At 59.5% G+C, this 25294-nt stretch carries 15 protein-coding genes and 2 tRNA genes; 11 read left to right on the top strand and 6 right to left on the bottom strand.

The window, feature by feature from the left end; all coding sequences use genetic code 11:
- Positions 1-91 precede the first annotated feature (91 nt).
- The 3 genes from CKW17_RS16420 to CKW17_RS16410 all read left to right on the top strand — a co-directional run bounded on the left by CKW17_RS16420 (position 92) and on the right by CKW17_RS16410 (position 4698).
- Positions 92-1279: an ATP phosphoribosyltransferase regulatory subunit gene (locus CKW17_RS16420; protein ID WP_007915833.1), complete on the top strand. Its 1188-nt coding sequence runs from the start codon at positions 92-94 to the stop codon at positions 1277-1279.
- Between the two features lie 54 nt (positions 1280-1333).
- Positions 1334-2623, top strand: a complete 1290-nt coding sequence (locus tag CKW17_RS16415) for an adenylosuccinate synthase (RefSeq protein WP_016984782.1) — start codon at positions 1334-1336, stop codon at positions 2621-2623.
- 140 nt (positions 2624-2763) lie between these two features.
- Complete coding sequence (locus tag CKW17_RS16410; protein ID WP_095120819.1) at positions 2764-4698, top strand: methyl-accepting chemotaxis protein; 1935 nt, start codon at positions 2764-2766, stop codon at positions 4696-4698.
- Positions 4699-4806: 108 nt separating this feature from the next.
- Here CKW17_RS16410 and CKW17_RS16405 read toward each other — a convergent pair whose 3' ends face one another.
- The 4 genes from CKW17_RS16405 to CKW17_RS16390 all read right to left on the bottom strand — a co-directional run bounded on the left by CKW17_RS16405 (position 4807) and on the right by CKW17_RS16390 (position 7927).
- A complete protein-coding gene (locus CKW17_RS16405; RefSeq protein ID WP_095120628.1) occupies positions 4807-6372 on the bottom strand; it encodes an iron ABC transporter permease in 1566 nt (521 codons plus the stop codon).
- A complete protein-coding gene (locus tag CKW17_RS16400; protein ID WP_095120627.1) occupies positions 6372-7382 on the bottom strand; it encodes an extracellular solute-binding protein in 1011 nt (336 codons plus the stop codon). The genes CKW17_RS16405 and CKW17_RS16400 overlap by 1 nt, the downstream gene beginning before the upstream one ends.
- A gap of 191 nt (positions 7383-7573) precedes the next feature.
- Positions 7574-7660, bottom strand: a tRNA-Leu gene (locus tag CKW17_RS16395).
- Positions 7661-7840: 180 nt separating this feature from the next.
- Positions 7841-7927: transfer RNA gene (locus CKW17_RS16390), tRNA-Leu, on the bottom strand.
- Between the two features lie 225 nt (positions 7928-8152).
- On the opposite strand from CKW17_RS16390, the gene rnr reads away from it, so the two are divergent.
- The 7 genes from rnr (at position 8153) to dnaB (ending at position 15449) form a co-directional block, all read left to right on the top strand.
- Positions 8153-10783: a ribonuclease R gene (gene rnr, locus CKW17_RS16385; protein WP_095120626.1), complete on the top strand. Its 2631-nt coding sequence runs from the start codon at positions 8153-8155 to the stop codon at positions 10781-10783.
- On the top strand, positions 10780-11547 hold the full coding sequence (rlmB, locus tag CKW17_RS16380; protein WP_016983783.1) for a 23S rRNA (guanosine(2251)-2'-O)-methyltransferase RlmB: 768 nt from the start codon (positions 10780-10782) through the stop codon (positions 11545-11547). The genes rnr and rlmB overlap by 4 nt, the downstream gene beginning before the upstream one ends.
- A gap of 307 nt (positions 11548-11854) precedes the next feature.
- Complete coding sequence (gene rpsF, locus CKW17_RS16375) at positions 11855-12277, top strand: 30S ribosomal protein S6 (RefSeq protein ID WP_038360383.1); 423 nt, start codon at positions 11855-11857, stop codon at positions 12275-12277.
- Between the two features lie 28 nt (positions 12278-12305).
- On the top strand, positions 12306-12536 hold the full coding sequence (rpsR, locus tag CKW17_RS16370) for a 30S ribosomal protein S18 (protein ID WP_002551829.1): 231 nt from the start codon (positions 12306-12308) through the stop codon (positions 12534-12536).
- Between the two features lie 36 nt (positions 12537-12572).
- Positions 12573-13466 carry a hypothetical protein gene (locus CKW17_RS16365; protein ID WP_095120625.1) on the top strand — a complete coding sequence of 298 codons (894 nt, stop codon included), beginning with the start codon at positions 12573-12575 and terminating at the stop codon, positions 13464-13466.
- 19 nt (positions 13467-13485) lie between these two features.
- Complete coding sequence (gene rplI / locus CKW17_RS16360; RefSeq protein WP_003186385.1) at positions 13486-13932, top strand: 50S ribosomal protein L9; 447 nt, start codon at positions 13486-13488, stop codon at positions 13930-13932.
- Between the two features lie 119 nt (positions 13933-14051).
- On the top strand, positions 14052-15449 hold the full coding sequence (gene dnaB / locus CKW17_RS16355) for a replicative DNA helicase (protein ID WP_007915846.1): 1398 nt from the start codon (positions 14052-14054) through the stop codon (positions 15447-15449).
- Between the two features lie 44 nt (positions 15450-15493).
- Here the strand turns inward: dnaB and CKW17_RS16350 are convergent, their stop codons facing one another.
- On the bottom strand, positions 15494-19852 hold the full coding sequence (locus tag CKW17_RS16350; protein ID WP_256586244.1) for an NEL-type E3 ubiquitin ligase domain-containing protein: 4359 nt from the start codon (positions 19850-19852) through the stop codon (positions 15494-15496).
- Positions 19853-19966: 114 nt separating this feature from the next.
- Entirely contained in the window at positions 19967-22579 is a 2613-nt protein-coding gene (locus CKW17_RS16345) for a hypothetical protein (RefSeq protein ID WP_095120623.1), read from the bottom strand.
- A gap of 226 nt (positions 22580-22805) precedes the next feature.
- Between CKW17_RS16345 and CKW17_RS16340 the strand changes: the two genes are divergently transcribed.
- Complete coding sequence (locus tag CKW17_RS16340) at positions 22806-25118, top strand: YgiQ family radical SAM protein (protein WP_095120622.1); 2313 nt, start codon at positions 22806-22808, stop codon at positions 25116-25118.
- Positions 25119-25294: the final 176 nt, after the last annotated feature.

Raw genomic sequence — 25294 nt, 5'->3', positions numbered from 1 at the left:
ATGCGCGTGCGTTTTGAACGGTTCAGTCATTTTCTGCTTCACTCAAGGCTCGCCCGCAGGCTGGCCGCCCGGATCAAAGGGGAATGGCGTAATGGCAACGGTAGACCGCTGGCTGCTGCCAGATGGCATCGAAGAAGTACTGCCACCGGAAGCGGCGCGCATTGAAGTCGCGCGTCGTCAGGTGTTGGATCTGTTCCAGAGCTGGGGTTACGAGTTTGTCGTGACTCCCCATATCGAGTACCTGGAATCCCTGCTGACCGGCGCGGGCCAGGACCTGGATCTGCGTACCTTCAAGGTCATCGACCCGCAGTCGGGCCGGCAGATGGGTTTCCGTGCCGACATCACGCCGCAAGTGGCGCGCATCGATGCGCACACCCTGCGTCGCGAAGGCCCGAGCCGTCTGTGCTATGCCGGCAGCGTGCTGCATGCCCAGCCGCGTGCACTGTCGTCCTCGCGCAGCCCGATTCAGTTGGGCGCCGAGTTGTACGGCGATGCCAGCCCGAGCAGCGACGTTGAAGTGATCAGCCTGATGCTGGCCATGTTGCAACTGGCCGATGTGCCGGACGTGCACATGGACCTCGGTCATGTCGGCATCTACCGTGGTCTGGCACGTGCCGCCGGTCTGTCCGGTGAAGTCGAGCAGCAGTTGTTCGATGCATTGCAACGCAAGGCCATCGACGAGGTCATTACCTTGACCGAAGGCTTGCCGGCCGACTTGTCCGGCATGCTGCGCGCGCTGGTCGATCTGTGCGGCGGCCGTGAAGTGTTGAGTGCTGCCCGCGAGCGTCTGGCCAATGCGCCGGCGCCGGTTCTGGCGGCACTGGAAGATTTGCTGGCGATCGCCGAGCGCCTGTCGGCACGCTTCCCGGAGCTGCCTTTGTACTTCGATCTGGGCGAGCTGCGTGGCTACCACTACCACACCGGTGTGGTGTTCGCGGTGTTCGTACCGGGCGTTGGCCAGTCCATCGCTCAGGGCGGTCGTTATGACGACATCGGCGCCGATTTTGGCCGCGCCCGTCCAGCGACAGGCTTTTCCACCGATTTGAAAACCCTGGTGACCCTGGGGCGTGCTGAGATCGAGCTACCGTCTGGCGGTATCTGGATGCCTGACAGTACGGATGCGGCACTCTGGCAGCAGGTTTGCCAGTTGCGCAGTGAGGGTCAGCGTGTCGTTCAGGCGTTGCCTGGGCAACCTTTGGCCGCCGCCCGTGATGCGGACTGCGACCGGCAATTGATTCAGCAGAACGGGCTTTGGCAAGTATCGCCACTGGCTTCTTGAGTTTTCCTGCCGGCCATCGCCGGCACCAAGTTTGCGCGAATGAGGACAAGTGTTATGGGTAAGAATGTCGTAGTCCTGGGCACCCAATGGGGTGATGAGGGCAAAGGCAAGATCGTTGATCTGCTGACCGAACATGCTGCCGCCGTAGTGCGCTACCAAGGTGGCCACAACGCTGGCCACACACTGGTGATCGACGGCGAGAAAACCGTCCTGCACCTGATCCCGTCGGGCGTGCTGCGCGAAGGTGTGCAGTGCCTGATCGGCAACGGCGTGGTGGTTGCACCTGACGCCCTGCTGCGCGAGATCACCAAGCTGGAAGAGAAAGGTGTACCGGTGCGCGAGCGTCTGCGTATCAGCCCGTCCTGCCCGCTGATCCTGTCCTTCCACGTGGCACTGGATCAGGCCCGTGAAAAGGCCCGTGGCGAGCTGAAGATCGGTACTACCGGTCGCGGCATCGGCCCGGCGTACGAAGACAAGGTTGCGCGTCGTGGCCTGCGTGTTGGCGACCTGCTGAACATGCCGCGCTTCGAAGACAAGCTGCGTGAACTGGTGGATTACCACAACTTCATGCTGGTCGGTTACTACAAAGAGCCGGCCATCGAGTTCGAAAAGACCCTGGCCGAGTGCAAGGAATACGCTGAGCTGCTGAAGCCGCTGATGCTCGACGTGACTGCCGAGCTGCACGACCTGCGTCGCGCCGGCAAAGACATCATGTTCGAAGGCGCCCAGGGTTCGTTGCTCGACATCGACCACGGTACCTATCCGTACGTGACCAGCTCCAACACCACCGCCGGTGGCGTGGCCACTGGTTCGGGCGTTGGCCCGATGTTCCTGGACTACATCCTGGGCATCACCAAGGCTTACACCACTCGCGTCGGTTCGGGTCCATTCCCGACTGAGCTGTTCGACGAAGTCGGTGCACACCTGGCCAAGCAAGGTCACGAGTTCGGTGCGACCACCGGCCGTGCCCGTCGTTGCGGCTGGTTCGACGCCGTTATCCTGCGTCGCGCGATCGATGTGAACAGCATCTCGGGCATCTGCCTGACCAAGCTGGACGTACTCGACGGTCTGGAAACCATCAACATCTGCGTCGGCTACAAAGATGCCGAAGGCAATGCTGTTGCTCCGACTGACGCTGACAGCTACGTAGGCCTGCAGCCTGTGTACGAAGAAGTACCGGGCTGGACCGAATCGACCGTGGGCGCCAAGACCCTGGAAGAGCTGCCAGCTAACGCTCGCGCTTACATCAAACGCGTTGAAGAGCTGATCGGCGCGCCGATCGACATTATTTCGACGGGCCCGGACCGCAACGAAACCATCGTTCTGCGTCATCCGTTTGCTTGATAAGTCGTTGATGTAAAAACACAAAGGCCCCTTCATCGGGGCCTTTGTCGTTTATGCCTGTTGGACGGCATGACCTTTGCTGTGAATCTGTCTACAAGAGTGCCATCAAATTAATGGCGTCAGAAGTAGAGGTATTCACAGTGTCGGCCGTTCTCTCACTGTTACAAAGCCGTTTGTTGCGTCCCGTGTTCGTTACCCTTGGTATCGCCCTTTTGGTGCAAGTGTTGGTGGCCGTTGCCCTGACGCGGAGCACCGTCACGGCGCTGGAGGCTGATCTGGCGGTGCGCCTCGGTGCTGACAGCCAGAAACTCTCCGGCGAGCTGGAGCAGGCCGGGCGTGAAGTCACCTCAAGCCTCGATGCCTTGTCCGCCAGTACCCGTCAGCGGCTTACCGCCGGGCTGTCTTCGCGCCTGAAAGACGAGCAGGCGCAATTGCGTGCGACGCTGGAAAAGGATCTGAAAGATTCGGCCAATGACATGGCGCAGTTACTCGCCTCCGTTGCCCCGCGTGCCATGTGGGACAGCGACGTACCGACCCTGTCCGAGTTCGCCCGGCGTGCCCAGCGTAATCCCAACGTTCTATTCGTGGTCTACGACGACGCCACCGGCCAGCACCTGACCCGTTATCTCAACCGCGAAAACCCGATCAACAAGGCTTTGCTGGAAAAAGGCCAGGGTGAGCGTGCGCTGGATAAAGTGCTGGATGCGGCGAAGAACGATCCGTCGGTCTACTACCTTGAAGCCTCGATCAATCCCAACGGCGTGGAAATCGGCAAGGTGCTGATGGGTGTCTCCACAGCCTCGGTGGAAACCGATCTGGCGGCACTGGACAAGCGCTTCTCGGCGCTGATCGCCAGCAGTGATCAGTTGGTCGGCGACAGTCTCAAGGGCGCTGCCGCAGACAGTGCCAAAGCCATGCAGTCGCGCCTGCAATCGGCGCAGTCAACGGCCATCGAGATGAAAGCCAACACCGCCAATACTGTGCAAGAGGCGGCCGCGACCCTGCGCTGGCGGATCGGCATGGGCCTGGCGCTGGTCGGTTGCGGCGTACTGCTGTTGCTCGCGGTCGTGTTGGGCCATCGCGTGGTCAATCGCCTGAAGATGCTCAACGCAGCGATGGATGACCTGGCGGCGGGCGAGGGCGATCTGACCAAGCGTGTGCAGATCAACAGCAAAGATGAAATCGGCGACATGGCCTCGGCGGTCAATCGCTTTGTGGATAAGTTGCAGCCGATCGTGCGCGAGGCGGGTGATGTCGCGCAGCGTACCGGTGTGGAAATCGGCGCGATGACGTTGCGCAATGCCGGTGCGGATGCGGCGGCGGGCATGCAGCGTGATGAAGTGGCGGAGAGCCTGCGCGCGCTATCGCAGATGGCCGATGAGGCACAATCGGAAAGCCACGCGATGCAGGCGGCGTTGAAGCAAGTGGTCGATATTCGTCAGGCTACCGATGAAAACACTCGCACCTCTGCCAAGGTCGGCAGCTTGATCGAAGCGCTGGCGGGACAGGTTGATACCGGAGCAAAAGTCATCGAGCGTCTCGCGCAGCAGAGCGAGCAGATTGAAGTGGTGCTGACGGTGATTCACGGGATTGCCGAGCAGACCAACTTGCTCGCGTTGAACGCCGCTATCGAGGCGGCACGTGCCGGCGAAACCGGGCGCGGCTTTGCGGTTGTGGCCGACGAGGTGCGGGCGCTGGCGAGCAAGACGCAAAGCTCCACCGGCGATATTCAGGCGCACATCGTCGCGTTGCAGCAGGGCGCGCGTGAGGCGGTCGAGGCGATCGGTCAGGCCGGGCGTCAGGCCAGCGAAGGCTTGCTGGTGTTGCGCGACAGCGCGCGCTTGCAGCAATCGGTGCAGGCTTCGGTTGAGCAGGTGCACGCGGCGATTGGTCTGGCGACCCAGGCGGCTGCGCATCAGGCGCAGGGCGCGCAGGCTGTGCGTGGGCGAGTCGAAACGATTCATGCACAGGCCGAGAAGGCGGCGCAGGCGGTGGTGGAGACCACGGCGAGCGGCAAGGTGCTGGATGGTTTGGCGGCGCAGCTGAAGGCGAGTCTGGGGCAGTTCAGGGCTTGAGGTTGTTTGGGCGGGCCTCTTCGCGAGCAGGCTCGCTCCCACATAGATCGCGTTCCTCTGATGGGACTCGGTCAGAATGTGGGAGCGAGCCTGCTCGCGAAAGCGGCATCAGCGGCTCAGATACATCCGGGTCGTCAGCAAATAAACCGGCAGCCCCGATACCAAAATCAGCAACGCCGCATAAGGCGCCGCTGCCGCAAACTCGACATTCGCGGTATGCGCCCAGACCTCGGTCGCCAACGTGTTCAGCCCGGTCGGACTCAACAGTAGCGTCGCCGTCAATTCCTTCATCGCATCCAGAAACACCAGTGCAAACGCCGCGCCCAATGCCGGGAAGATGATCGGCAACGTCACCCGGCAAAACGCCGTGAACGACGAAGCGCCCAGCGTCCGCGCAGCCTCTTCCAGTTGCGGTGCCGCCTTGTTCAGTGCCGTGCGAATCGGCGCCTGCGCCAATGGCAGAAACAGCAGCGCATAAGCGATCAGCAGCAGCCCCGACGTCTGATAAAGTGCCGGCACGTAATGCAGGGCGAAATACACCAGCGTCAACGCAATCACCAATCCTGGCAGTGCATGCAGCAGATATGGCAAGCGTTCGGCCCAGATCGCCAGTTGGCCTTTGTAACGCACCACCAGCAAGCCGACCGGCACGGCCAGCACCAGGCACAATGCCGCACCGCCAAGAGAAAGCGCCAAAGACGAGAGCAGCGCTTCAGTAATTGCGGCCACCGGAAAAGCCGCCGACGAACCGACCGCGAGCCAATACGCCAGCATCCCCAGTGGAATCCCGCTGCCGACAATCGCCAGCATCAGGCAATACAGCTGACCGACTGCTGCCCATGGTCCGAGTCGAACCTGTTCAGCCTGCCGCGCCGCGCCTTGCCCGGTGCGCACGTGCCGGCCTTTGCCGCGTACGCGCAGTTCCAGCCACAGCAACACCAGGCACAGCGCCAGCAATACGGCCGACAGCATCGCCGCGTTTGCATTGCTGAATTCCAGTTCGAATTGCTGATAGATCGCGGTGGTGAAGGTTTGCAGGCCGATGATCGACAGTGCGCCGAACTCCACCAGCATGTGCAAAGCAATCAGCAGCGAACCTGCCAGCAACGATGGCCAGAGCAGCGGCAAGGTGACGCGGAAGAACACGCCCCAGCGATTCTGTCCAAGGGTTCGCGCGGACTCTTCAAGGGAGGGATCGAGATTGCGCAGGGTTGCCGCTACCGGCAGAAAGATCAGCGGGTACTTCGACAGGCTCATCACCAGAATCGCCCCGCCAAGCCCTTCGAACTGCGCGCTCAAAGAGACCCAAGTGAAACTGCTGACGAATGCTGGTACTGCGAACGGCAGGCACAGAATCACGCCCCACAGGCGTCGCCCCGGCAAGTTGCTGCGCTCCAGCAGCCAGGCCAGCGACAGGCCGATCACGCCGCAGGTGATCGTCACGCCCACCATCAATGCCAGAGTGTTGCGCAGCAGGCCGAACACATACGGGCGCCACAGCAAGTGCAAGGCCTCGGCCCAGCCGGCCTGCCAGGCTTTGAGCCCGACATAGGCCAGCGGCAACAGGCTCAGTACCACCAGCAGCAACACCGGCAGCACCAGCCAGATCGATGGCCGTTTGCGCCTTGGCACGTAACCCCCGCGCGCGGCGGGGGCGGATAACGATGCGGTCATCAGTTCAAGCCAACTTCACGTTCCAGTTCCAGCGCTTCTTCGGCATTGCCCAGATCGGCCGGAGTGACGTTCGGCGCTTCCAGTTCGCTGAACGGCTTGAGCCCGCGATCCGATTCCATGCCTTTGTGCAGAGGGTACTCGGCGGTGGTCTGAGTGATCACGCGCTGGCCTTCTTCGCTGGCCATGTAGGCGAGGAATTGCTGGGCTTCTTTTGGATGTTTGCTGGATTTCAGCACGGCAGCGCTCGATACAGTGATCAAGCCGCCGACGTCGCCGCCGGTGAAGTAATGCAGCTTCGAATCCAGTTTGCCTTTCTCGCGTTGCAGGGCGAACCAGTAGTAATTGTTCACCAGTACGGTGGCGACTTCGCCGTTTTCCACGGCTTTGAGGGCGACCATGTTGTTGCTGTAGGTCTTGCCGAAGGCGCGCAGGCCGGTGAGCCATTCTTCGGCGGCGTCGCGACCGTGCATCTTGATGATCGCCACGGCCTGTTCCTGGAAGGCGCCGCTGGTCGGTACGAAACCGACTTTGCCTTGCCACTGCGGATCGGAGAATTCCATCACCGATTTCGGCAGGTCTTTTTCATCGACCAGTTTCGGGTTGTAGGCGACCACACGAACGCGCGCCGTTACGCCAATCCAGGTGCCGTTACCGGCGACGTATTTTTCCGGCAAAACCGCCAAAGTGGCGTCGTCGGTCTTGGCCAGCAAGCCCAGTTCGCCAAGATTGTTCAATGGCGGCGACTCTTCGGTGTAGATCACGTCTGCAGGGGAGCGGTCGCCTTCTTCGATGACCTGGCTGGCGAGTTGATTGCTGCTGCCTTTGCGCACATTGACGTGAATGCCGGTCTTGGCTTCGAAGGCTTTGGCGATCGCGTCGCCGACTTCCTTGTGCTGGCCGTTATAGAGCGTCAGGGAAACCGCATCGGCAGCCTGGGTGAGGGGAGTGGCGAGCGCCATGCCGAGGAGGGTGAAGGTCAAGCCTCGGCGCAGGGTATTTCGAAACGTCATTCGCAGGGTTCCTCACTGTCGCATTGCAAAAACTTGCAACAATGATAAACGATATTGTTTCTCAAGTGCGCCTTGCGGTGGGGCTGGCCTTTTGATAGGCGGGGTGGTGATGGATTTCTGGAGGCCAGAAACGCAAAAACCCGCTTTCGCGGGTTTTTGTGAAATCCAAGGCCGTAACCTTGAATTTGAATTGGTGCCCAGAAGAAGACTCGAACTTCCACGACCGTAAGGTCACCAGCACCTGAAGCTGGCGTGTCTACCAATTTCACCATCTGGGCAATCATCGTTAGCGTTGCCGCTGTTGATGTGGCGCACTATACGGAGCGCCTTTTGATCTGTAAACCCCTGATTTAATTTTAATAAATCAGTTTTAAGAAAACCCGGGCTTAGAATGCAAAAAACCCGCTTTCGCGGGTTTTGTGTGAGCCTTGAAACTGATCTAGTCTCAAGCTCGAAATTGGTGCCCAGAAGAAGACTCGAACTTCCACGACCGTAAGGTCACCAGCACCTGAAGCTGGCGTGTCTACCAATTTCACCATCTGGGCAGTATCGGCTACGCTGTGCGTCGTCGATGGCGCGCACTATACGGAGCGTCTTTTTAACTGTAAACCCCTGTCAGCAAAAAACATGATTTTTTTTACCAGCGGTGGTCAAAACGGCTTTCCAGCTTCGATACAAGGCCTCAGTTGGGCCTTATAGAGTCGGAAATTTCCCGTTTCATGGCGCCTATGCCAAACTAACCCGCATATAGACAAGGTGAAAACTCTCTAATGGCCGATTGGCAGTCCCTCGATCCCGAGGCCGCTCGTGAAGCGGAAAAATACGAAAACCCTATTCCTAGCCGCGAACTGATCCTGGCGCACCTCGCCGATCGGGGTTCGCCTGCTGCCCGCGAGCAACTGGTCGAAGAGTTTGGTCTGACCACAGAAGACCAGATCGAAGCCCTGCGCCGCCGCCTTCGCGCCATGGAGCGCGACGCACAACTGATCTACACCCGTCGCGGTACGTACGCGCCGGTAGACAAGCTCGACCTGATCCTCGGCCGCATCAGCGGTCACCGTGACGGTTTCGGCTTCCTGGTGCCGGATGATGGCAGCGACGACCTGTTCATGAGCCCGGCGCAAATGCGTCTGGTGTTCGATGGCGATCGTGCGTTGGCCCGTGTTTCCGGTCTCGACCGTCGCGGTCGCCGTGAAGGCGTTATCGTTGAAGTGGTGTCGCGCGCTCACGAAACCATCGTCGGCCGCTACTTCGAAGAGGGCGGCATCGGCTTCGTCGTCGCGGACAATCCGAAGATTCAGCAAGAAGTGCTGGTCACCCCGGGTCGTAACGCCAACGCGCAGATCGGTCAGTTCGTCGAGGTGAAAATCACCCACTGGCCGACGCCGCGCTTCCAGCCGCAAGGCGATGTGGTCGAAGTGGTCGGCAACTACATGGCGCCGGGCATGGAAATCGACGTTGCCCTGCGCACCTACGATATCCCGCACGTCTGGCCTGAAGCGGTTCTGAAAGAAGCCGCCAAGCTCAAGCCGGAAGTCGAAGAAAAAGACAAAGAGAAGCGCGTCGACCTGCGCCATCTGCCGTTCGTCACCATCGACGGCGAAGATGCCCGCGACTTCGACGATGCTGTTTATTGCGAAGCCAAACCGGGCAAGCTGCGCCTGTTCTCCGGCGGCTGGAAGTTGTACGTGGCGATTGCCGACGTTTCCAGCTACGTGAAAATCGGTTCGGCGCTGGACAACGAAGCGCAAGTGCGCGGCAACTCGGTGTACTTCCCCGAGCGCGTCGTGCCGATGTTGCCTGAGCAACTGTCCAACGGCCTGTGCTCGCTGAACCCGCACGTCGATCGTCTGGCCATGGTTTGCGAGATGACCATCTCCAAGTCCGGCGAGATGACTGACTACTGCTTCTATGAAGCGGTGATCCATTCCCACGCTCGTCTGACGTACAACAAAGTCAGCGCGATGCTGGAAACGCCGAAAATCACCGAGGCGCGTCAGCTTCGCGGTGAGTACAACGACGTTCTGCCGCACCTCAAGCAGCTGTATGCGCTGTACAAGGTTCTGCTCGCTGCTCGTCACGTCCGTGGCGCGATCGATTTCGAAACGCAGGAAACCCGAATCATCTTCGGTACCGAGCGCAAGATTGCCGAAATCCGTCCGACCACCCGTAACGACGCGCACAAGCTGATCGAAGAATGCATGCTGGCGGCCAACGTGGCCACTGCCGAATTCCTCAAGAAGCACGAAATTCCTGCGCTGTACCGCGTTCACGACGGCCCGCCACCGGAGCGTCTGGAAAAACTGCGTGCGTTCCTCGGTGAGCTCGGCCTGTCCCTGCACAAAGGCAAGGACGGCCCGTCGCCGAAGGACTATCAGGCCTTGCTGGCGAGCATCAAGGACCGTCCGGATTTCCATCTGATCCAGACCGTGATGCTGCGCTCGCTGAGCCAAGCGGTGTACAGCGCTGACAACCAGGGTCACTTCGGCCTGAATTACGAAGCCTATACCCACTTCACTTCGCCGATCCGTCGTTACCCGGACCTGCTCACGCACCGCGCAATCCGCAGCGTGATCCATTCGAAACAGGACACCCCGCACGTTCGTCGTGCCGGCGCGATGACCATTCCGAAGGCGCGTATCTATCCGTACGACGAAGCAGCGCTTGAGCAGCTCGGCGAGCAGTGCTCGATGAGCGAGCGCCGTGCCGACGAAGCGACCCGCGACGTGGTGAACTGGCTCAAGTGCGAGTTCATGAAGGATCGCGTGGGTGAGTCGTTCCCGGGCGTGATCACCGCCGTGACCGGTTTTGGTTTGTTCGTCGAACTGACCGATATCTACGTCGAAGGCCTGGTGCACGTCACCGCGCTGCCGGGCGATTACTACCACTTCGACCCTGTGCATCACCGCCTGGCGGGCGAGCGCACCGGTCGTAGCTTCCGCCTCGGCGATACCGTTGAAGTGCGCGTGATGCGCGTTGACCTCGACGAGCGCAAGATCGACTTCGAGATGGCCGAAAAAACCATCAGCGCGCCGATCGGTCGGAAAAAGCGTGGTGCTGAAACTGCCGCACCGGCCGCGAAGGAAAAAGCCGAAGCAGCGCCAGCGAAAACCGCTGGTCGTCGCCCTGCTAAAGAGAAAGCTGCCGAAGCCTATCGCCCAAGCGACGCCGTGGCGAAAAACGCCGAGCTGCGCAAAAGCCGTGAAATGAAGAAAGCGCTGCTTTCCGACGCGAAAAACGGTGGTAAAGCGGCGTCCGGGGGAAAGACCGGACGGTCGGCGCCTGAAAAGGCCTCCGGCGGCAAGCCAGCGAAACCGAGCAAACACCGTAAGGGCCCGCCAAAAGCGGGTTCCGCTCCAGCCAAAAGTGGCGGGGCACGTAAACCGAAGGCGAAGTCATGAGTCAGTTGGAAAAAATCTACGGCGTTCACGCGGTAGAAGCGTTGCTGCGTCACCACCCGAAACGCGTCAAGCAGATCTGGCTGGCGGAAAGCCGCAACGATCCGCGCGTGCAGACTCTGGTTGAACTGGCCAACGAAAATCGTGTCCAGGTCGGCCAGGCCGAACGTCGCGAAATGGATGCCTGGGTTGAAGGCGTGCATCAGGGCGTAGTCGCGGAAGTCAGCCCGAGCCAGGTCTGGGGCGAAGCAATGCTCGATGAGCTGCTTGATCGCACTGAAGGCGCGCCGCTGTTGCTGGTGCTCGACGGTGTGACCGACCCGCACAACCTCGGCGCTTGCCTGCGCTCGGCCGATGCGGCCGGTGCGCTGGCGGTGATCGTGCCGAAAGACAAATCGGCAACTTTGACCCCGGTCGTGCGTAAAGTCGCTTGCGGCGCGGCGGAAGTGATTCCGTTGGTGGCGGTGACCAACCTCGCCCGTACTCTGGAAAAACTTCAGCAGCGCGGTCTGTGGATTGTCGGTACGGCGGGTGAGGCCGAGGTCAGCATTTATGACCAGGATCTGACCGGGCCGACCATCCTGATCATGGGCGCCGAAGGCAAAGGTATGCGTCGCCTGACTCGCGAACACTGCGACTATCTGGTGAAGCTGCCGATGGCCGGTAGCGTCAGCAGTCTGAACGTATCCGTAGCCACTGGCGTTTGCCTGTTTGAAGCACAGCGTCAGCGCGGTGCAAAAGCCAAGGCTGCCGCGAAGAAATCCTGAGTCGTACTCGGTTCAAATGTGGGAGCGAGCTTGCTCGCGAAAGCGGAGTGTCAGTCGATATAAATGTTGCCTGACAAACTGCATTCGCGAGCAAGCTCGCTCCCACAGTGTTTTATGGTGTGGCATAAATGGGTGGTTGTTCAAATAATCACCAATTGCCTTGCACCTCTTCTGTCCCTTCTCTACAATTGCGCCCCTTGCTGTGACGGCAGGCACGCATGTGCCCCGCGCCAGCAAGTCCATAAGTGTCATTCACTCCTTGTCTGACCGTTTTTGAGCGGCAGGCTACAACCCGTAAGGAGCATTCATGCGTCATTACGAAATCATCTTTTTGGTCCACCCGGATCAAAGCGAGCAAGTCGGCGGCATGGTTGAGCGTTACACCAAGCTGATCGAAGAAGACGGCGGCAAAATCCACCGTCTGGAAGATTGGGGCCGTCGTCAACTGGCCTACGCAATCAACAATGTTCACAAGGCTCACTACGTGATGCTGAACGTTGAGTGCACTGGCAAGGCCCTGGCCGAGCTGGAAGACAACTTCCGCTACAACGATGCAGTGATCCGTAACCTGGTCATCCGTCGCGACGAAGCCGTTACTGGCCAGTCCGAGATGCTCAAGGCTGAAGAAAACCGCAGTGAGCGCCGTGAGCGTCGCGACCGTCCTGAGCACGAAGGCGCTGATAGCGCTGATAGTGATGACAGCGACAACAGCGATAACGCTGACGAGTAATCCACGGACCTTTTAAGGAGCCTATCAAATGGCACGTTTCTTCCGTCGTCGTAAATTCTGCCGCTTCACCGCTGAAGACGTGAAAGAGATCGATTACAAAGATCTCAACACTCTGAAAGCCTACGTATCCGAGACCGGCAAAATCGTTCCAAGCCGCATCACCGGTACCAAAGCTCGTTATCAGCGTCAGCTGGCCACCGCTATCAAGCGCGCCCGCTTCCTGGCCCTGCTGGCCTACACCGACAGCCACGGCCGCTGAGACCGGGCAGTCGACAAGTAGCAAAGGATTGAATGCATGCGTGCCTTAGCTGAGTTCATCATGCGAGGCCGTATGCAGGCCACTCTCGTGGTGGCCGGATGTGCAACATTGCCGTTGTTGTATTGGTTGGGCGCTGCCGCCGGGAGCCTTGTGCTGCTGCGGCGCGGACTGACGGACGCCCTGGGTGTTCTGTCTCTGGGGCTGCTGCCGGCATTGATCTGGTGGCTGTATGCCGATGACCCACGGGCACTTCTGGTGCTGCTGGGGTCTTCGGGACTTGCGTTGGTTTTGCGCGCAAGTGAGTCCTGGGTTCGCACGCTGCTTGTCAGCGTAGTGATTGGAGTGGTGTTTTCAGTGGTGCTCGGGGCAGCGTTTGCGGCCCAGATCGAGATGCTCGCGCAGGCCTTGATAAAGGTCATGCCGGCGCTTCTCGGTGAGACCTACAAGCAATTGTCGGTCGATGAGCAAGCGCGTTTCGCGTCCCTGATCGCACCAGTCCTGACCGGACTGATTGCGGCGTTGTTGCAAATCGTCAGCGTGCTGAGCCTGATTGTCGGGCGGCATTGGCAGGCGTTGTTGTACAACCCGGGTGGTTTTGGTCGCGAGTTTCGCGCCATCCGGATCCCGCTGGGGCCGGCGATGTTACTGCTGGCGTTGATGCTTCTGTGCCCGAATCTCGGTGCACAGATGGCCATGTTGACGCCGTTGTGCAGTGTACCGCTGGTGTTCGCCGGACTTGCCCTGATTCACGGGCTGGTCGGGCAGAAGCGACTGGCCGGTTTCTGGCTGGTGGGGTTGTACGTCACGCTGCTGTTGTTCATGCAGCTGATCTATCCGTTGCTCGTGGTCCTGGCCATTGTCGACAGCCTGATTGATTTTCGCGGTCGTCACGTGTCGAAAGACACCGATAACGCGAACGGTGAAGGTTAAAAGTTAAGAGGATTTCCACATGCAACTGATCCTTCTGGAAAAAATCGCCAACCTGGGCAACCTGGGCGACAAAGTAAACGTTAAGGCCGGTTACGGCCGTAACTACCTGCTGCCTTTCGGCAAAGCTACCGCTGCGACCGCTGCCAACCTGGCTGCGTTCGAAGAGCGTCGTGCTGAGCTGGAAAAAGCTGCCGCAGACCGTAAAGCATCGGCTGAAAGCCGTGCTGCCCAACTGGCCGAGCTGGAAGTGACCATCACTGCCACCGCTGGCGACGAAGGCAAGCTGTTCGGTTCGATCGGTACTCACGACATCGCTGACGCACTGACCGCCTCCGGCGTTGAAGTTGCGAAAAGCGAAGTTCGTCTGCCGAACGGCACCATCCGCAACGTGGGTGAATTCGACGTGGCTGTGCACCTGCACGCCGAAGTTGAAGCCACCGTACGCGTTGTCGTGGTAGCAGCTTAAGCAACACTGATCGGCTGGCGGCTTGTCCGTCAGACGGTTAACATCGGGCACGATCCTGTTTACAGGTCGTGCCCTTTGTCTTTCTGAATTCCCTGTTTTTCCAAACAACACAAGTGGCCATGAACGATATCTCCGCTCCCGAGCAATACGATCTGCAAACCGCTGCCCTGAAGGTGCCGCCGCATTCCATCGAAGCCGAACAGGCTGTACTCGGTGGTCTGATGCTGGACAACAACGCCTGGGAACGCGTGCTCGATCAAGTCTCCGACGGCGATTTCTATCGACATGACCACCGTCTGATTTTCCGGGCGATCGCCAAACTGGCCGATCAGAACATGCCGATCGACGTCGTGACCCTGTCCGAACAACTGGACAAAGAAGGTCAGACCTCGCAGGTCGGCGGTCTCGGTTACCTTGGCGAACTGGCGAAAAACACGCCGTCCGTCGCCAACATCAAGGCTTATGCGCAGATCGTTCGCGAACGAGCGACCTTGCGTCAGTTGATCGGCATCAGCACCGAAATCGCCGACAGCGCCTTCAACCCGGAAGGCCGCACCGCCGCCGAGATTCTCGATGAAGCCGAACGGCAGATCTTCCAGATCGCCGAGGCCAGGCCAAAAACCGGTGGCCCGGTGGGTGTGAACGATTTGCTGACCAAGGCCATCGATCGCATCGACACCTTGTTCAACACCGACAACGCCATCACCGGCCTGTCCACCGGCTACACCGACCTCGACGAGAAGACCAGCGGCCTGCAGCCGTCCGACTTGATCATCGTCGCCGGCCGTCCGTCGATGGGTAAAACCACCTTCGCGATGAACCTGGTGGAAAACGCCGTGTTGCGCAGCGAGAAGGCGGTTCTGGTGTACTCCCTCGAGATGCCAGGTGAATCGCTGATCATGCGTATGCTTTCCTCGCTGGGGCGTATCGACCAGACCAAGGTGCGTTCCGGTCAACTGGAAGACGATGACTGGCCGCGCCTGACTTCTGCGGTCAACCTGCTCAACGACCGCAAGCTGTTCATCGATGACACTGCCGGTATCAGCCCGTCGGAAATGCGTGCGCGGACCCGGCGTCTGGTGCGTGAACACGGCGACGTCGGCCTGATCATGATCGATTACCTGCAACTGATGCAGATCCCCGGTTCCAGCGGCGATAACCGGACCAACGAGATTTCCGAGATCTCGCGATCCCTGAAAGCGCTGGCCAAGGAATTCAACTGCCCGGTGGTGGCGCTGTCGCAGCTCAACCGCTCCCTCGAACAGCGCCCGAACAAGCGCCCGGTGAACTCCGACTTGCGGGAATCCGGAGCGATCGAGCAGGACGCCGACGTGATCATGTTCGTGTACCGCGACGAGGTGTATCACCCGGAGACCGAGCATAAAGGCATCGCCGAAATCATCATCGGCAAGCAGCGTAACGGCCCGATCGGTTTTATCCGCCTGGCGTTCATCGGCAAATACACCCGTTTTGAAAACCTTGCGCCCGGCAGCTACAACTTCGACGACGACGAATGAGTGTTGGCCGAAGTCATTCGGCCAACACCCGCTCTTGCGCTGTGTTACGTGCTTTCGCCCGCGGGTTCTTCGACGTTGTCGCGGGTCGCATGCCCGGCCAGTTCCAGCCGGGTCAGCGTTTCGATCAAGGCGGCTTCCTCGATCGCAAGCGGCGCTTGCAGCGCTCTGGATTGCGCGTCGTATTCGGCAAACGATAGTTCGTTGGCAGCGTAAGACTCATCGAGTGTCGCCTGGCGGTCCTGAAACGGCTGACGCTGAGCTTCGAACTGCGATTGGTATTTGTGGATAACAAACTCCTGCCAGAACTCTCTCGATAACAGAGCCTGAAATTCTTCGGGCGAGTTATCCAGTGCGATGATTTTTTCGTATGCGGCATCCATCTGTGCTTTTGACACATTGACCAGATGCCCGAAACCCATTCGCTCGGGCTGCCCCGGCAGTTGCAAACGGTCTTTCAGACCGTGGCGATAAAAAAGCCTGATTTCGACTTCTTCTGAGACATGCGGGGCTGGAAGCGCCTGAGCCTCCTGGCCCTGCCTGGATTCGAGGATGCTCGCCTCTCGTTGCGCAATGTCCGCCGATGCGATTTTGTCGACCTCATGCAAGCGAAACAAGGCCTTGGACAGTGCGGCAAGTTGCGGGCCTTGTGCTTGATCCCGAGCCAGGCTGCGAGCGTTATGCATCATCATCCGGGTTTCCAGATTGGCGAACGTGAAGGCTGCCCGATCGCAGCAGGCTGCCTCGCCTGACCGTTCGAACAGCTCGCTGCGCAGGCGTTCGGATTGCGGGTTGTTTTCGGTAATGCTGTCGATCAGTTTCCAGACCCGTTGCTGAAGGTCGTTATGGCCGGCGGGAACATGCAGCAGACGGGCAAGGGTATTGAACAGCCCGTCGGAGCCTTGCTGGTTACGCAGTGTTCGCCATTGGGCTCTTCGGGTTGACAGCAGATCGGTTGGCATCCCGACTGTCCAGCGAGTCATTGGGTTGTCGGTGGTGACTCGGCGCACAACAGGCGCGTGGCCGTCCGCCGTGTCGAGCAGGTTGTTCCGGCCGGTCAGCGGCATCTCTGCCTCAATCAGTCGGTCGTTGTAATGGTTCAGCCGGGTACGTGTCTGTGCCGACAGTGGATTGTCGGTGATGTTGGTCACGTTGTTGACGCGAGCCGTGTGTGCAAGTCGCTCGTCCGGCGGGGCAATGACGGAATCGGGGATTTCCTCGATCCGGTTGTTGCTCAGGTTAACGGTATCCAATAGGGGTTGATCGGCAATGCCGGCAGGAAAGGTGTCGATGCCTGTGTTGGCCAGATTGATTGAGCGCATGTCGATTATCCGGCTGAAATCCGGGGCGATGGCCAATTGTGGATTGTCATGCAGCCACAATGCTCGCAGTGTTGTGCGTTCTGACAAAGCGCGGGCGGTGTCGTCCGTCAGGACGATCTGGTTGTTCTGCAGAAACAGTCGGGTCAGTCCGTGCATTTCTCCAGCGGCGGGCGGCAATTCGCGCAGTTGATTGCGTGAAAGATCCAGCCAGCGTACGTGGCGAAAACGGGTCAGAAAGCCTTCCGGCGATGTGCTCAGGCCCATATTGCTCAGGTTGAGCGAGCCGACGTGACTGAAGTCTGCGTCGATATCCGGCAGGCTTTGCAGCCTCAGACCGCGCAGGTCCAGCTCAAGTCCGATGGGGGTCCTGTCATTGGCCAGTTTTTGCGGAGTTTCACGTCGCCAGCAACTGATGATCCGCTGGCTTGCCGTGGTGCGATCGTTGCGAGTCTCGGCGTTGATCAACACCTGATTCGCGCGAAGATAACCCTGACGGTTGCCACCTCCCGAAAAAACCCACGCGTCCAGATGGGTTTTCAGTGTGGTGAATTCTCGTTCGAGGCTGGCCAGCCTTGTACCGGCAGTGCCTTGGTCAAGGTTCCACAAATACTCTCTGCACTCCTTGATGCTTTTGTTCGGATAGAGACGGCGATATCGCTGCGCTCGAGAGTTGTCGCTATCGAAAGCAGCGGGATGCGCAGCGTCCAACAGTTGCGGGTGCGCAACGTGCACACGTCGCCAGTAGCCGTCGAACTTTCTCCAGTAACCTGATGGAAAATCATTGCCCTCCAGTAACGTCGCACCATTGATTCGAGCGATCGAGGCCAACTGCTCGGGAGCGGGGTTGATGTTTGCCTGCGGCACTTGCGTCAAATGGTTGTTGCGCAAATCAAGGCCCGCCAAAGCAGTTTTGCCCAGCAGGCCAGTCGGCCACTGATCGATTCCCGTGCTGTTCAAGTCAAGGCTTGTCAGCCCGGACATGGCGCTGAAGTCGGGGGGCGTTTTCAGCGGGTTCTGCGAAAGATTGACGATCTGCAGCCGGCTCAGGGTGCTCAGTGCTGCAGCACTTTGCGCATCCAGCTCAAGATTGTTGGCGCTCAGATCCAGTCGGGTCAGCTTGTTCATATCGTTCACGCTGGCTGGCAGCTGTTGAAGATTGGAACGGTTGATGGACAGGCTTTCCAGATTGGTAAAGTTGGCCAGGAAGGTGTCGCCGCTATCCGACCAGTTCATTTCTTGCAGATCGAGCATCCGGACATGACTGAAATCCGCCGTCAGGGCGGGCAGTGGTCCACTGCCGGGCGGAAGTCTGAGCATTTCCCCCGACTCCCGTAGCCAGCAGGCCTTGATGATTCTGGCGACACGTTGCGGTGCCCATCGTCTTGCAGTGGCCGCGTCGATGGAGCCCTGGTATTGATGGCCGGCGACATAATCTTCCAGCTGCGTTTCAAGCAGCTCGAAATCCTGCAGGCGGCGAGTCAGTTCCTGATCTCCCAACTGCAGAACATAATCCTTCGCCGCTTGCGCATCCTTGCCCGGGTACATCCGCTGCACCGCGCTCAGCTGGGGAATGTTTTCGACCAGCCTGAGACCCTGTGGATGAGCAGAGCCAGACAGTGCAGGATGATCCGCAGCGAGGCGGCGCCAATACAGTTCCAGGGTTTTCCAATAGCCGGGAGCAAAGGCGTTGCCCTCAATAAGGGTGACGCCGTTAAGTCTGACGGTGGCCTCGAGCTGCGCGGCGGGGGGATTGAGCAGCGTCTGGGGTACTTCCTGCAATTGGTTATTGCGCAAATCGACGATTTGCAGACCGGTCTGGTGGCGCAAACCTGTTGGCCACTGATCCAGTTGCGAATTGCTCAGGTTCAACACTTTCAACCCGGTCAGCGCGCTGAAGTCGGGCGTCATGCTCAGCGGATTGTTCGACAGGTTGATGGTTTCAAGATTGCTGAGAGACGTGAGTGCAGCGGCGCTTGGTGTGTCCAGCCGGATCCGGTTGGCACTCAAATCCAATGTTCTGAGGTCGCCCATCTGCGCGACGGCTGCCGGCAGTTTATCCAGCGTGGCGCGGGTGACCGTCAATTGCTCCAGGCGCGAGAATCCGCTGAGAAAAGTGTCGGCTGCGGGCGTCCAGGTAATGGAGTCCAGAGACAGTTCCCGGACATGACTGAAATCAGCCTGCAATGCCGGCAGGGGGCCGCTGCCAGGCTCAAGCTTCAATGACGTCCCGGTCTCTCGGCGAAAGCAGCGTTTTATTTCGTGGGTGACGTGTTCTGCCCAGTCTTTTGCTATTGCTGGCGTCGAAGATGATTCTTTGCTCCAGAGCGTCAGTTGATGCTTGAGCGTTTTGTATTCGGTTTCGCGTCGACTCAACCCGCCTTCGATGTCGCTGCCCAGCGAGCGGATGTAAGCGCCAATCTGTTCCTCACTCATGGCGCGGAACAGCCTCTTTGCGCGAGCGTGTGGACTGCGCAGCCGATTGATGATGGCGGCAACCCGGTCTGCCAATTGTCGATGAGCCGTGCGTGTGTGCCCGCCACCGGGCCGGGGCAATCCACCACTGCCTGGCGCGGCCGACGTAGACGGGGCTGGTTGGGGGCGTTCCTGTGGGTGCCAGAGACCGCTTTCGGTGTCACGCAGCAGCACCGGGCCGAGCGCTTCCAGATCGGTTGATAAGCGGGCTCGATACTGTCGGGTCTGCGTGTCGACTCCGACAAGCACCGTGCCGCCGTTGGGGACATCGACGTAACGTCGCCCCCTGTGTACCCGGAAACCCTCAGCGTTTGGACCTTGCAGGTCAGCGGGGGTGGCAATCCAGTAATGTTCCAGTGGCCATTGCTCACGCGTGATCGCGGCTATTGGTGGCGCTGACTCACTGATCGTTACCGCCGGTATTGGCGCGATGCTATCGAGGCTGGCGTCGCTCGCGGGTCTGCCGAGACCTTCACGGTTCAGCGTTCCTCGTGAGCTCGATGGGCCGAAATCGACATGCGGTGGTGTCTCGGGCCTTGCTGTTTCCGATCCTTGCCGGGTCGGTCGTACGGGGCTTTCAACGGTGCCTTTGAGAGGCAGTCGTGGTGACATTTTTTCTTCCTTGCAGGTTTGCTATCAGGGCCCGCGAACGGGCGCCGACGGCGTTCGGCGTCATTGCCTGGTGGTTGTCACAGGGTCGCAAGCGCGGCGCTCAGGCGTGGTCCTTTACTCGGTAAGCGCTGCGGCGTTGTCTGCCAATGTGAATATTTTGTGCGCTGTTTTGCCATCGAACCTCTCTCGCCAGATCGGCACATGCACCAGACCGGCCAGTTCATCGCGGCGCTGCGACTCGATCCCGCGTTTGCTCTGTTCCAGGGTTTTCAGGTGGCTGCCCTTGATAGTGAAGTTCAGCGGGTGGCTGTCCTGCTTGTCATAGTGGAAGTGGGCTTGCCACAAGGGTCCGCCGTCAGCGCGATCAGCGATGGCGTAAACGTCGAGGAATGACTTGTCCTTGCCTTTGCCCAACGCCTTGCGATCAACGGTCTTGCTCACATTGAGCTCGGCGCGATCCAGCAGATAATTCAGGCGCATGATGTCCAGCACGTCTTTGTTCTTGTACATCCGCACCAGAATCTCTTGCCCTTGGCTGGTCAATGAGTCGGCTGCGGTTCGCAGGCGTGCGGCCAAATCGATGAGCCCTCTATCTTCGCCCTCGCTTGCGTGGTTCTCCAGCCGTCTGGCCTGCTCGTTGAGCAAATCGCTTTCCTTGCCCAGACTTTCGATGATCTCTGTCGGGTTGGTTTTTCTGGCTTCCTGGGCGCTCGCATCGAGCATGTGATTCTCATGGCTGGCCAGTAAGCGGATTGCCTCTGCGACCAGTTGCGAGCGTGGTACGCGGACAATCGGCGGGAGCACCGGCAGCCATTCGTCTTGTCTTTTTTCGTAGCGCCTGGGCGGTGAGTCTGGCCGCAACGGGTCGGGAACCTTGATGATGATGCTCCCGTCCGGGGCGGTTTCAGTCTCCCCGACCAGTACCCTGTAAGTGCCGTGCTGACGGGTTCGGAACATCTTCTTGGCGGGGGCGGGACGGCTTGTATCGGCGTAGACCGGTTGCGTCGGAATGAAGTCGAAATCAATGTCCTGGTCGAGGCTCGGCAGATCGGATCGGCGCATCGAAACGTCAAGAATTTCAGTCAGTTTGCCTTCGATTTTCTTCTCGATGGGATCGATCAGAGCAATGATCTCCTCAAGGTATTGGCTCCTCGGGCTTTGCGAGCTCAGCAGCATCTCAAAGCGGCTACGGTCTCCTTTCAACTGATCAATAGCCAGCAGCAGCGCCATGGGATGCTCGCGCTCTGGAACATTGCCCAGATCCCCGGTAATCAGGTCGAGGGCTGATAGCGAGGGCATGGTCGTGTCTGGCGGCTGGTCGGGAGTGCCGGCAAACAGGTGCACATAAAGAGCCAGTTTGTTGAAGTTGATGCGATCCGTTGCGGGTACCTGCCGGCCGAGTTCAGTCAGTTGCGCGGCCGCACCGGGAGACGCTTTTCTGATCTGCTCCATCACCACCTGGCGCTCGTCGAGAATCTTCAGTTTCTTGTTCAGGTGAGTGATGATTTTCCTGCAATTGTCGGCACTCATGTCTGTCACCTCAGGCCTGGTTCTGAGGTCCATGACGGCCATGAGCCTGTTGAGGTATTCGACGCGCTCTATCCGGAAAGTGTGCAGTTCTTCCTTGAATAGCCCGCCTGCCTTGAGGATGGTCATCCAGTCCTTGTTGTCGACGAGCGACTGAACAAAGGCCGTTTGTTTTCTGATGTGCTTGAGCAAATGCACCTCAACGGCGACCAGGGCCGAGGTCCTGGCGGGGCCATCCGCCTGTTGTCGGGCCCGATTCCAGAGGGCGTCGTACTGCGTGGATGATTCGATCAGGGCGGTGTGGGCATTCTGGAAGGGTTCATAGCGTTGCATCAGGAGGGCCATTTTGGCCTGCGTCGAGTCATTGCGGGGCATGCCACCCCTCAGCCCCGTAAGCACAGAAACCCAGACGTTTGCCTCGTTGCGAGTGATCGCCCGGGTTTCGCCGCTGCGACTGGCGCGGTAGATGTTCGCGCTGTCGGTGGCCACCGGATCCCTGGGGTTAACGATACGCCACACCTTGTACGCCGGGCTCGACGCATCGAGATCTTGCATCACCTGATACGCGTGGTTGTGGATGATCACGTAGAGCTTGCCGTCGTGGCGAAACAAACCATCGCTGCCGGGCTCGGCTGTGCGTAAATCCAGATCAGTGCGAAACGGCTGAAGACGTGCGTCGGTGAGCGGAACGTTGCCGGCGTCAACATCATTGAGTGGGTGCCAGACCCCGCTGTCGACGTCGCGTAACAGCAGCGGCCCAGAGGGGTGCAGTTCGCTCGATAGCCGGGCCCGGTACAGTCCCGTGTCCGGCTGCACTGCGACCAGAACGATGCCGCCATCGGGGACGTCGACGTACAGCCGTTTGTTGTACACCCTGAATCCTTCGCTGTCGGCAGGCGGCAGTTTTGCCGTGGTACTGACCCAGTAATGCTTTAGCGGCTGATCGGTGACGAGACGGACTTCAGCGGGGGCTGGGGTCGGGCGAATCATGACAGTCGCTGCTGGCAGGATCGCATCGGGATCTTCGGCACCGGGTGGCGGGGTCCGCGGTTTCGGGGTTTCGCCATGAAGCCACGGATCTAGGCCTTTGCGGGCCGGCGTATCTGGCGTCCTTGTGTCGCCGTCCACCGGTCGATTCGAGCGGATATGGACGTCCACGTCCACGTAGGCGGTGCCATTGCGAGGCGGTTTTACTGCCATGTTTCTTCATCCTTGAAAAAGTGGCGGCTGCAGCACCCGTTCATCGAGTATTGCAAGGCATTCAGCGTCATTGCCGCTGTCTGGCGGGTTGAAAGTCACCGGAGATTTTCTGCTCGAAGTGCGCAGAGCGGGTTGTCGTTAGAAACCGACCATTGCCGTCGGAATTGGTCAAAATTTGTGCTATATTCCGCGCCCGCGATTTTTCACTTCAACACCGGTCGTCGACATGCAAGCAGCCAAGCCGTTATTTGACTATCCAAAATATTGGGCCGAATGTTTCGGGCCAGCGCCATTCCTGCCGATGAGCAGGGAGGAGATGGATCAGCTTGGCTGGGATTCGTGCGACATCATCATTGTTACCGGTGATGCCTACGTCGATCACCCGTCGTTCGGCATGGCGATCATTGGCCGGCTGCTGGAGTCCCAGGGCTTCCGCGTCGGGATCATCGCCCAGCCGAACTGGCAGTCCAAAGACGACTTCATGAAGCTCGGCGAGCCGAACCTGTTCTTCGGGGTTGCGGCGGGCAACATGGACTCGATGATCAACCGCTACACAGCGGACAAGAAAATCCGTTCCGATGACGCTTACACGCCAGGCGGTATGGCCGGTAAGCGTCCGGATCGCGCGAGCCTGGTTTACAGTCAGCGCTGCAAGGAAGCCTACAAGCATGTACCGATCGTCCTTGGCGGCATCGAAGCTTCCCTGCGCCGCATTGCGCACTATGACTACTGGCAGGATCGTGTGCGTAACTCGATCCTGATCGACGCCAGCGCCGACATTCTGCTGTACGGCAACGCCGAGCGCGCGATTGTCGAAGTCGCCCAGCGTCTGTCCTACGGCCACAAGATCGAAGACATCACCGACGTGCGCGGCACCGCGTTCATTCGTCGCGATACGCCGAAAGACTGGTACGAAGTCGACTCCACGCGTATCGATCGTCCGGGCAAGGTCGACAAGATCATCAACCCGTACGTGAACACTCAGGACACTCAGGCATGCGCCATCGAGCAGGAAAAAGGTCCGGTTGAAGATCCGCAGGAAGCCAAGGTCGTGCAGATCCTGGCCAGCCCGCGCATGACCCGCGACAAGACCGTGATTCGTCTGCCATCGGTTGAAAAGGTCCGTGGCGACGCCGTTCTGTATGCCCACGCCAACCGCGTGCTGCACCTCGAGACCAACCCGGGCAACGCCCGTGCGCTGGTGCAGAAACACGGCGAAGTCGATGTCTGGTTCAACCCGCCGCCGATTCCGATGACCACTGAAGAAATGGACTACGTGTTCGGCATGCCTTACGCCCGTGTTCCGCACCCGGCGTACGGCAAGGAGAAGATCCCGGCCTACGACATGATCCGTTTCTCGGTGAACATCATGCGTGGCTGCTTCGGCGGCTGCACCTTCTGCTCGATCACCGAGCACGAAGGCCGGATCATCCAGAACCGTTCCGAAGAGTCGATCATTCGCGAAATCGAAGAGATCCGCGACAAGGTGCCGGGCTTCACCGGCGTCATTTCCGACCTCGGCGGCCCGACTGCGAACATGTACCGCATCGCCTGCAAAACACCGGAAATCGAATCCGCGTGCCGCAAGCCGTCCTGCGTGTTCCCGGGCATCTGCCCGAACCTCAACACCGACCACTCGTCGCTGATTCAGCTGTACCGCAGCGCCCGTGCGTTGCCGGGTGTGAAGAAAATCCTGATCGCTTCTGGCCTGCGCTACGACCTCGCGGTCGAGTCGCCGGAGTACGTCAAAGAGCTGGTGACCCACCACGTCGGCGGTTACCTGAAGATCGCCCCGGAACACACCGAGGAAGGTCCGCTCAACCAGATGATGAAACCGGGCATCGGCAGCTATGACAAGTTCAAGCGCATGTTCGAGAAGTACACCAAGGAAGCGGGCAAAGAGCAGTACCTGATTCCGTACTTCATCGCCGCCCACCCGGGCACCACCGACGAAGACATGATGAACCTCGCGCTGTGGCTCAAGGGCAACGGCTTCCGCGCCGACCAGGTGCAGGCGTTCTACCCGTCGCCGATGGCCACCGCCACCGCGATGTACCACTCGGGCAAGAACCCACTGCGCAAGGTCACTTACAAGAGTGATGGCGTGACTATCGTCAAGAGCGAAGAGCAGCGTCGTCTGCACAAGGCGTTCTTGCGTTATCACGACCCGAAAGGCTGGCCGATGCTGCGCGAAGCGTTGATCCGCATGGGCCGCGCTGATCTGATCGGTTCGGGCAAGGATCAATTGATTCCGACGCACCAGCCGGCTACCGACAGCTATCAGAGCGCCCGTCGCAAGAATTCGACGCCAGCCGGCAGCCATAAAGTGGCGAAGGAAGGCAAAGAGAAGACCACCAAGATTCTCACCCAGCACACCGGCTTGCCGCCGCGTGCCAGTGATGGTGGTAATCCTTGGGACAAGCGTGAACAGGCCAAGGCGGCGGCGTTTGCCCGCAACCAGCAGGCGGCCAAGGAGCGCAAGGACGCCGCGAAAGGCAAAGGGCCGAAGCCGACGCGCAAGCCGGTCGTGCCGCGCTAAACATCGCTTGAGCTGAACAGAACGCCAACCTTCGGGTTGGCGTTTTGCGTTGTGCGCCAGGCATGGCGCGTTGCGCGTAAGCGCAACCAGTTTGGCTGTGGTGGCCATGCTGGTGACTTGGAGGTGAAAGTCCTCTACACACCCGGCAAGGGGAAGTGTTAGCCAGAGGCAAGGGT

This window comes from Pseudomonas sp. Irchel s3f10 (genome assembly GCF_900187515.1).
Classification (GTDB): Bacteria; Pseudomonadota; Gammaproteobacteria; order Pseudomonadales; family Pseudomonadaceae; genus Aquipseudomonas; species Aquipseudomonas tensinigenes.
This window is presented reverse-complemented; position numbering and strand designations above follow the sequence as displayed.

Bases quoted from the DNA above. Each gene is read 5' to 3' on its own strand.
- CKW17_RS16420 (WP_007915833.1), top strand. From the start codon at position 92: ATGGCAACGGTAGACCGCTGGCTGCTGCCAGATGGCATCGAAGAAGTA.
- CKW17_RS16415 (WP_016984782.1), top strand. From the start codon at position 1,334: ATGGGTAAGAATGTCGTAGTCCTGGGCACCCAATGGGGTGATGAGGGC.
- CKW17_RS16405 (WP_095120628.1), bottom strand. From the start codon at position 6,372: ATGACCGCATCGTTATCCGCCCCCGCCGCGCGCGGGGGTTACGTGCCA.
- CKW17_RS16400 (WP_095120627.1), bottom strand. From the start codon at position 7,382: ATGACGTTTCGAAATACCCTGCGCCGAGGCTTGACCTTCACCCTCCTC.
- rnr (WP_095120626.1), top strand. From the start codon at position 8,153: ATGGCCGATTGGCAGTCCCTCGATCCCGAGGCCGCTCGTGAAGCGGAA.
- rlmB (WP_016983783.1), top strand. From the start codon at position 10,780: ATGAGTCAGTTGGAAAAAATCTACGGCGTTCACGCGGTAGAAGCGTTG.
- rpsF (WP_038360383.1), top strand. From the start codon at position 11,855: ATGCGTCATTACGAAATCATCTTTTTGGTCCACCCGGATCAAAGCGAG.
- rpsR (WP_002551829.1), top strand. From the start codon at position 12,306: ATGGCACGTTTCTTCCGTCGTCGTAAATTCTGCCGCTTCACCGCTGAA.
- CKW17_RS16365 (WP_095120625.1), top strand. From the start codon at position 12,573: ATGCGTGCCTTAGCTGAGTTCATCATGCGAGGCCGTATGCAGGCCACT.
- rplI (WP_003186385.1), top strand. From the start codon at position 13,486: ATGCAACTGATCCTTCTGGAAAAAATCGCCAACCTGGGCAACCTGGGC.
- dnaB (WP_007915846.1), top strand. From the start codon at position 14,052: ATGAACGATATCTCCGCTCCCGAGCAATACGATCTGCAAACCGCTGCC.
- CKW17_RS16350 (WP_256586244.1), bottom strand. From the start codon at position 19,852: ATGTCACCACGACTGCCTCTCAAAGGCACCGTTGAAAGCCCCGTACGA.
- CKW17_RS16345 (WP_095120623.1), bottom strand. From the start codon at position 22,579: ATGGCAGTAAAACCGCCTCGCAATGGCACCGCCTACGTGGACGTGGAC.
- CKW17_RS16340 (WP_095120622.1), top strand. From the start codon at position 22,806: ATGCAAGCAGCCAAGCCGTTATTTGACTATCCAAAATATTGGGCCGAA.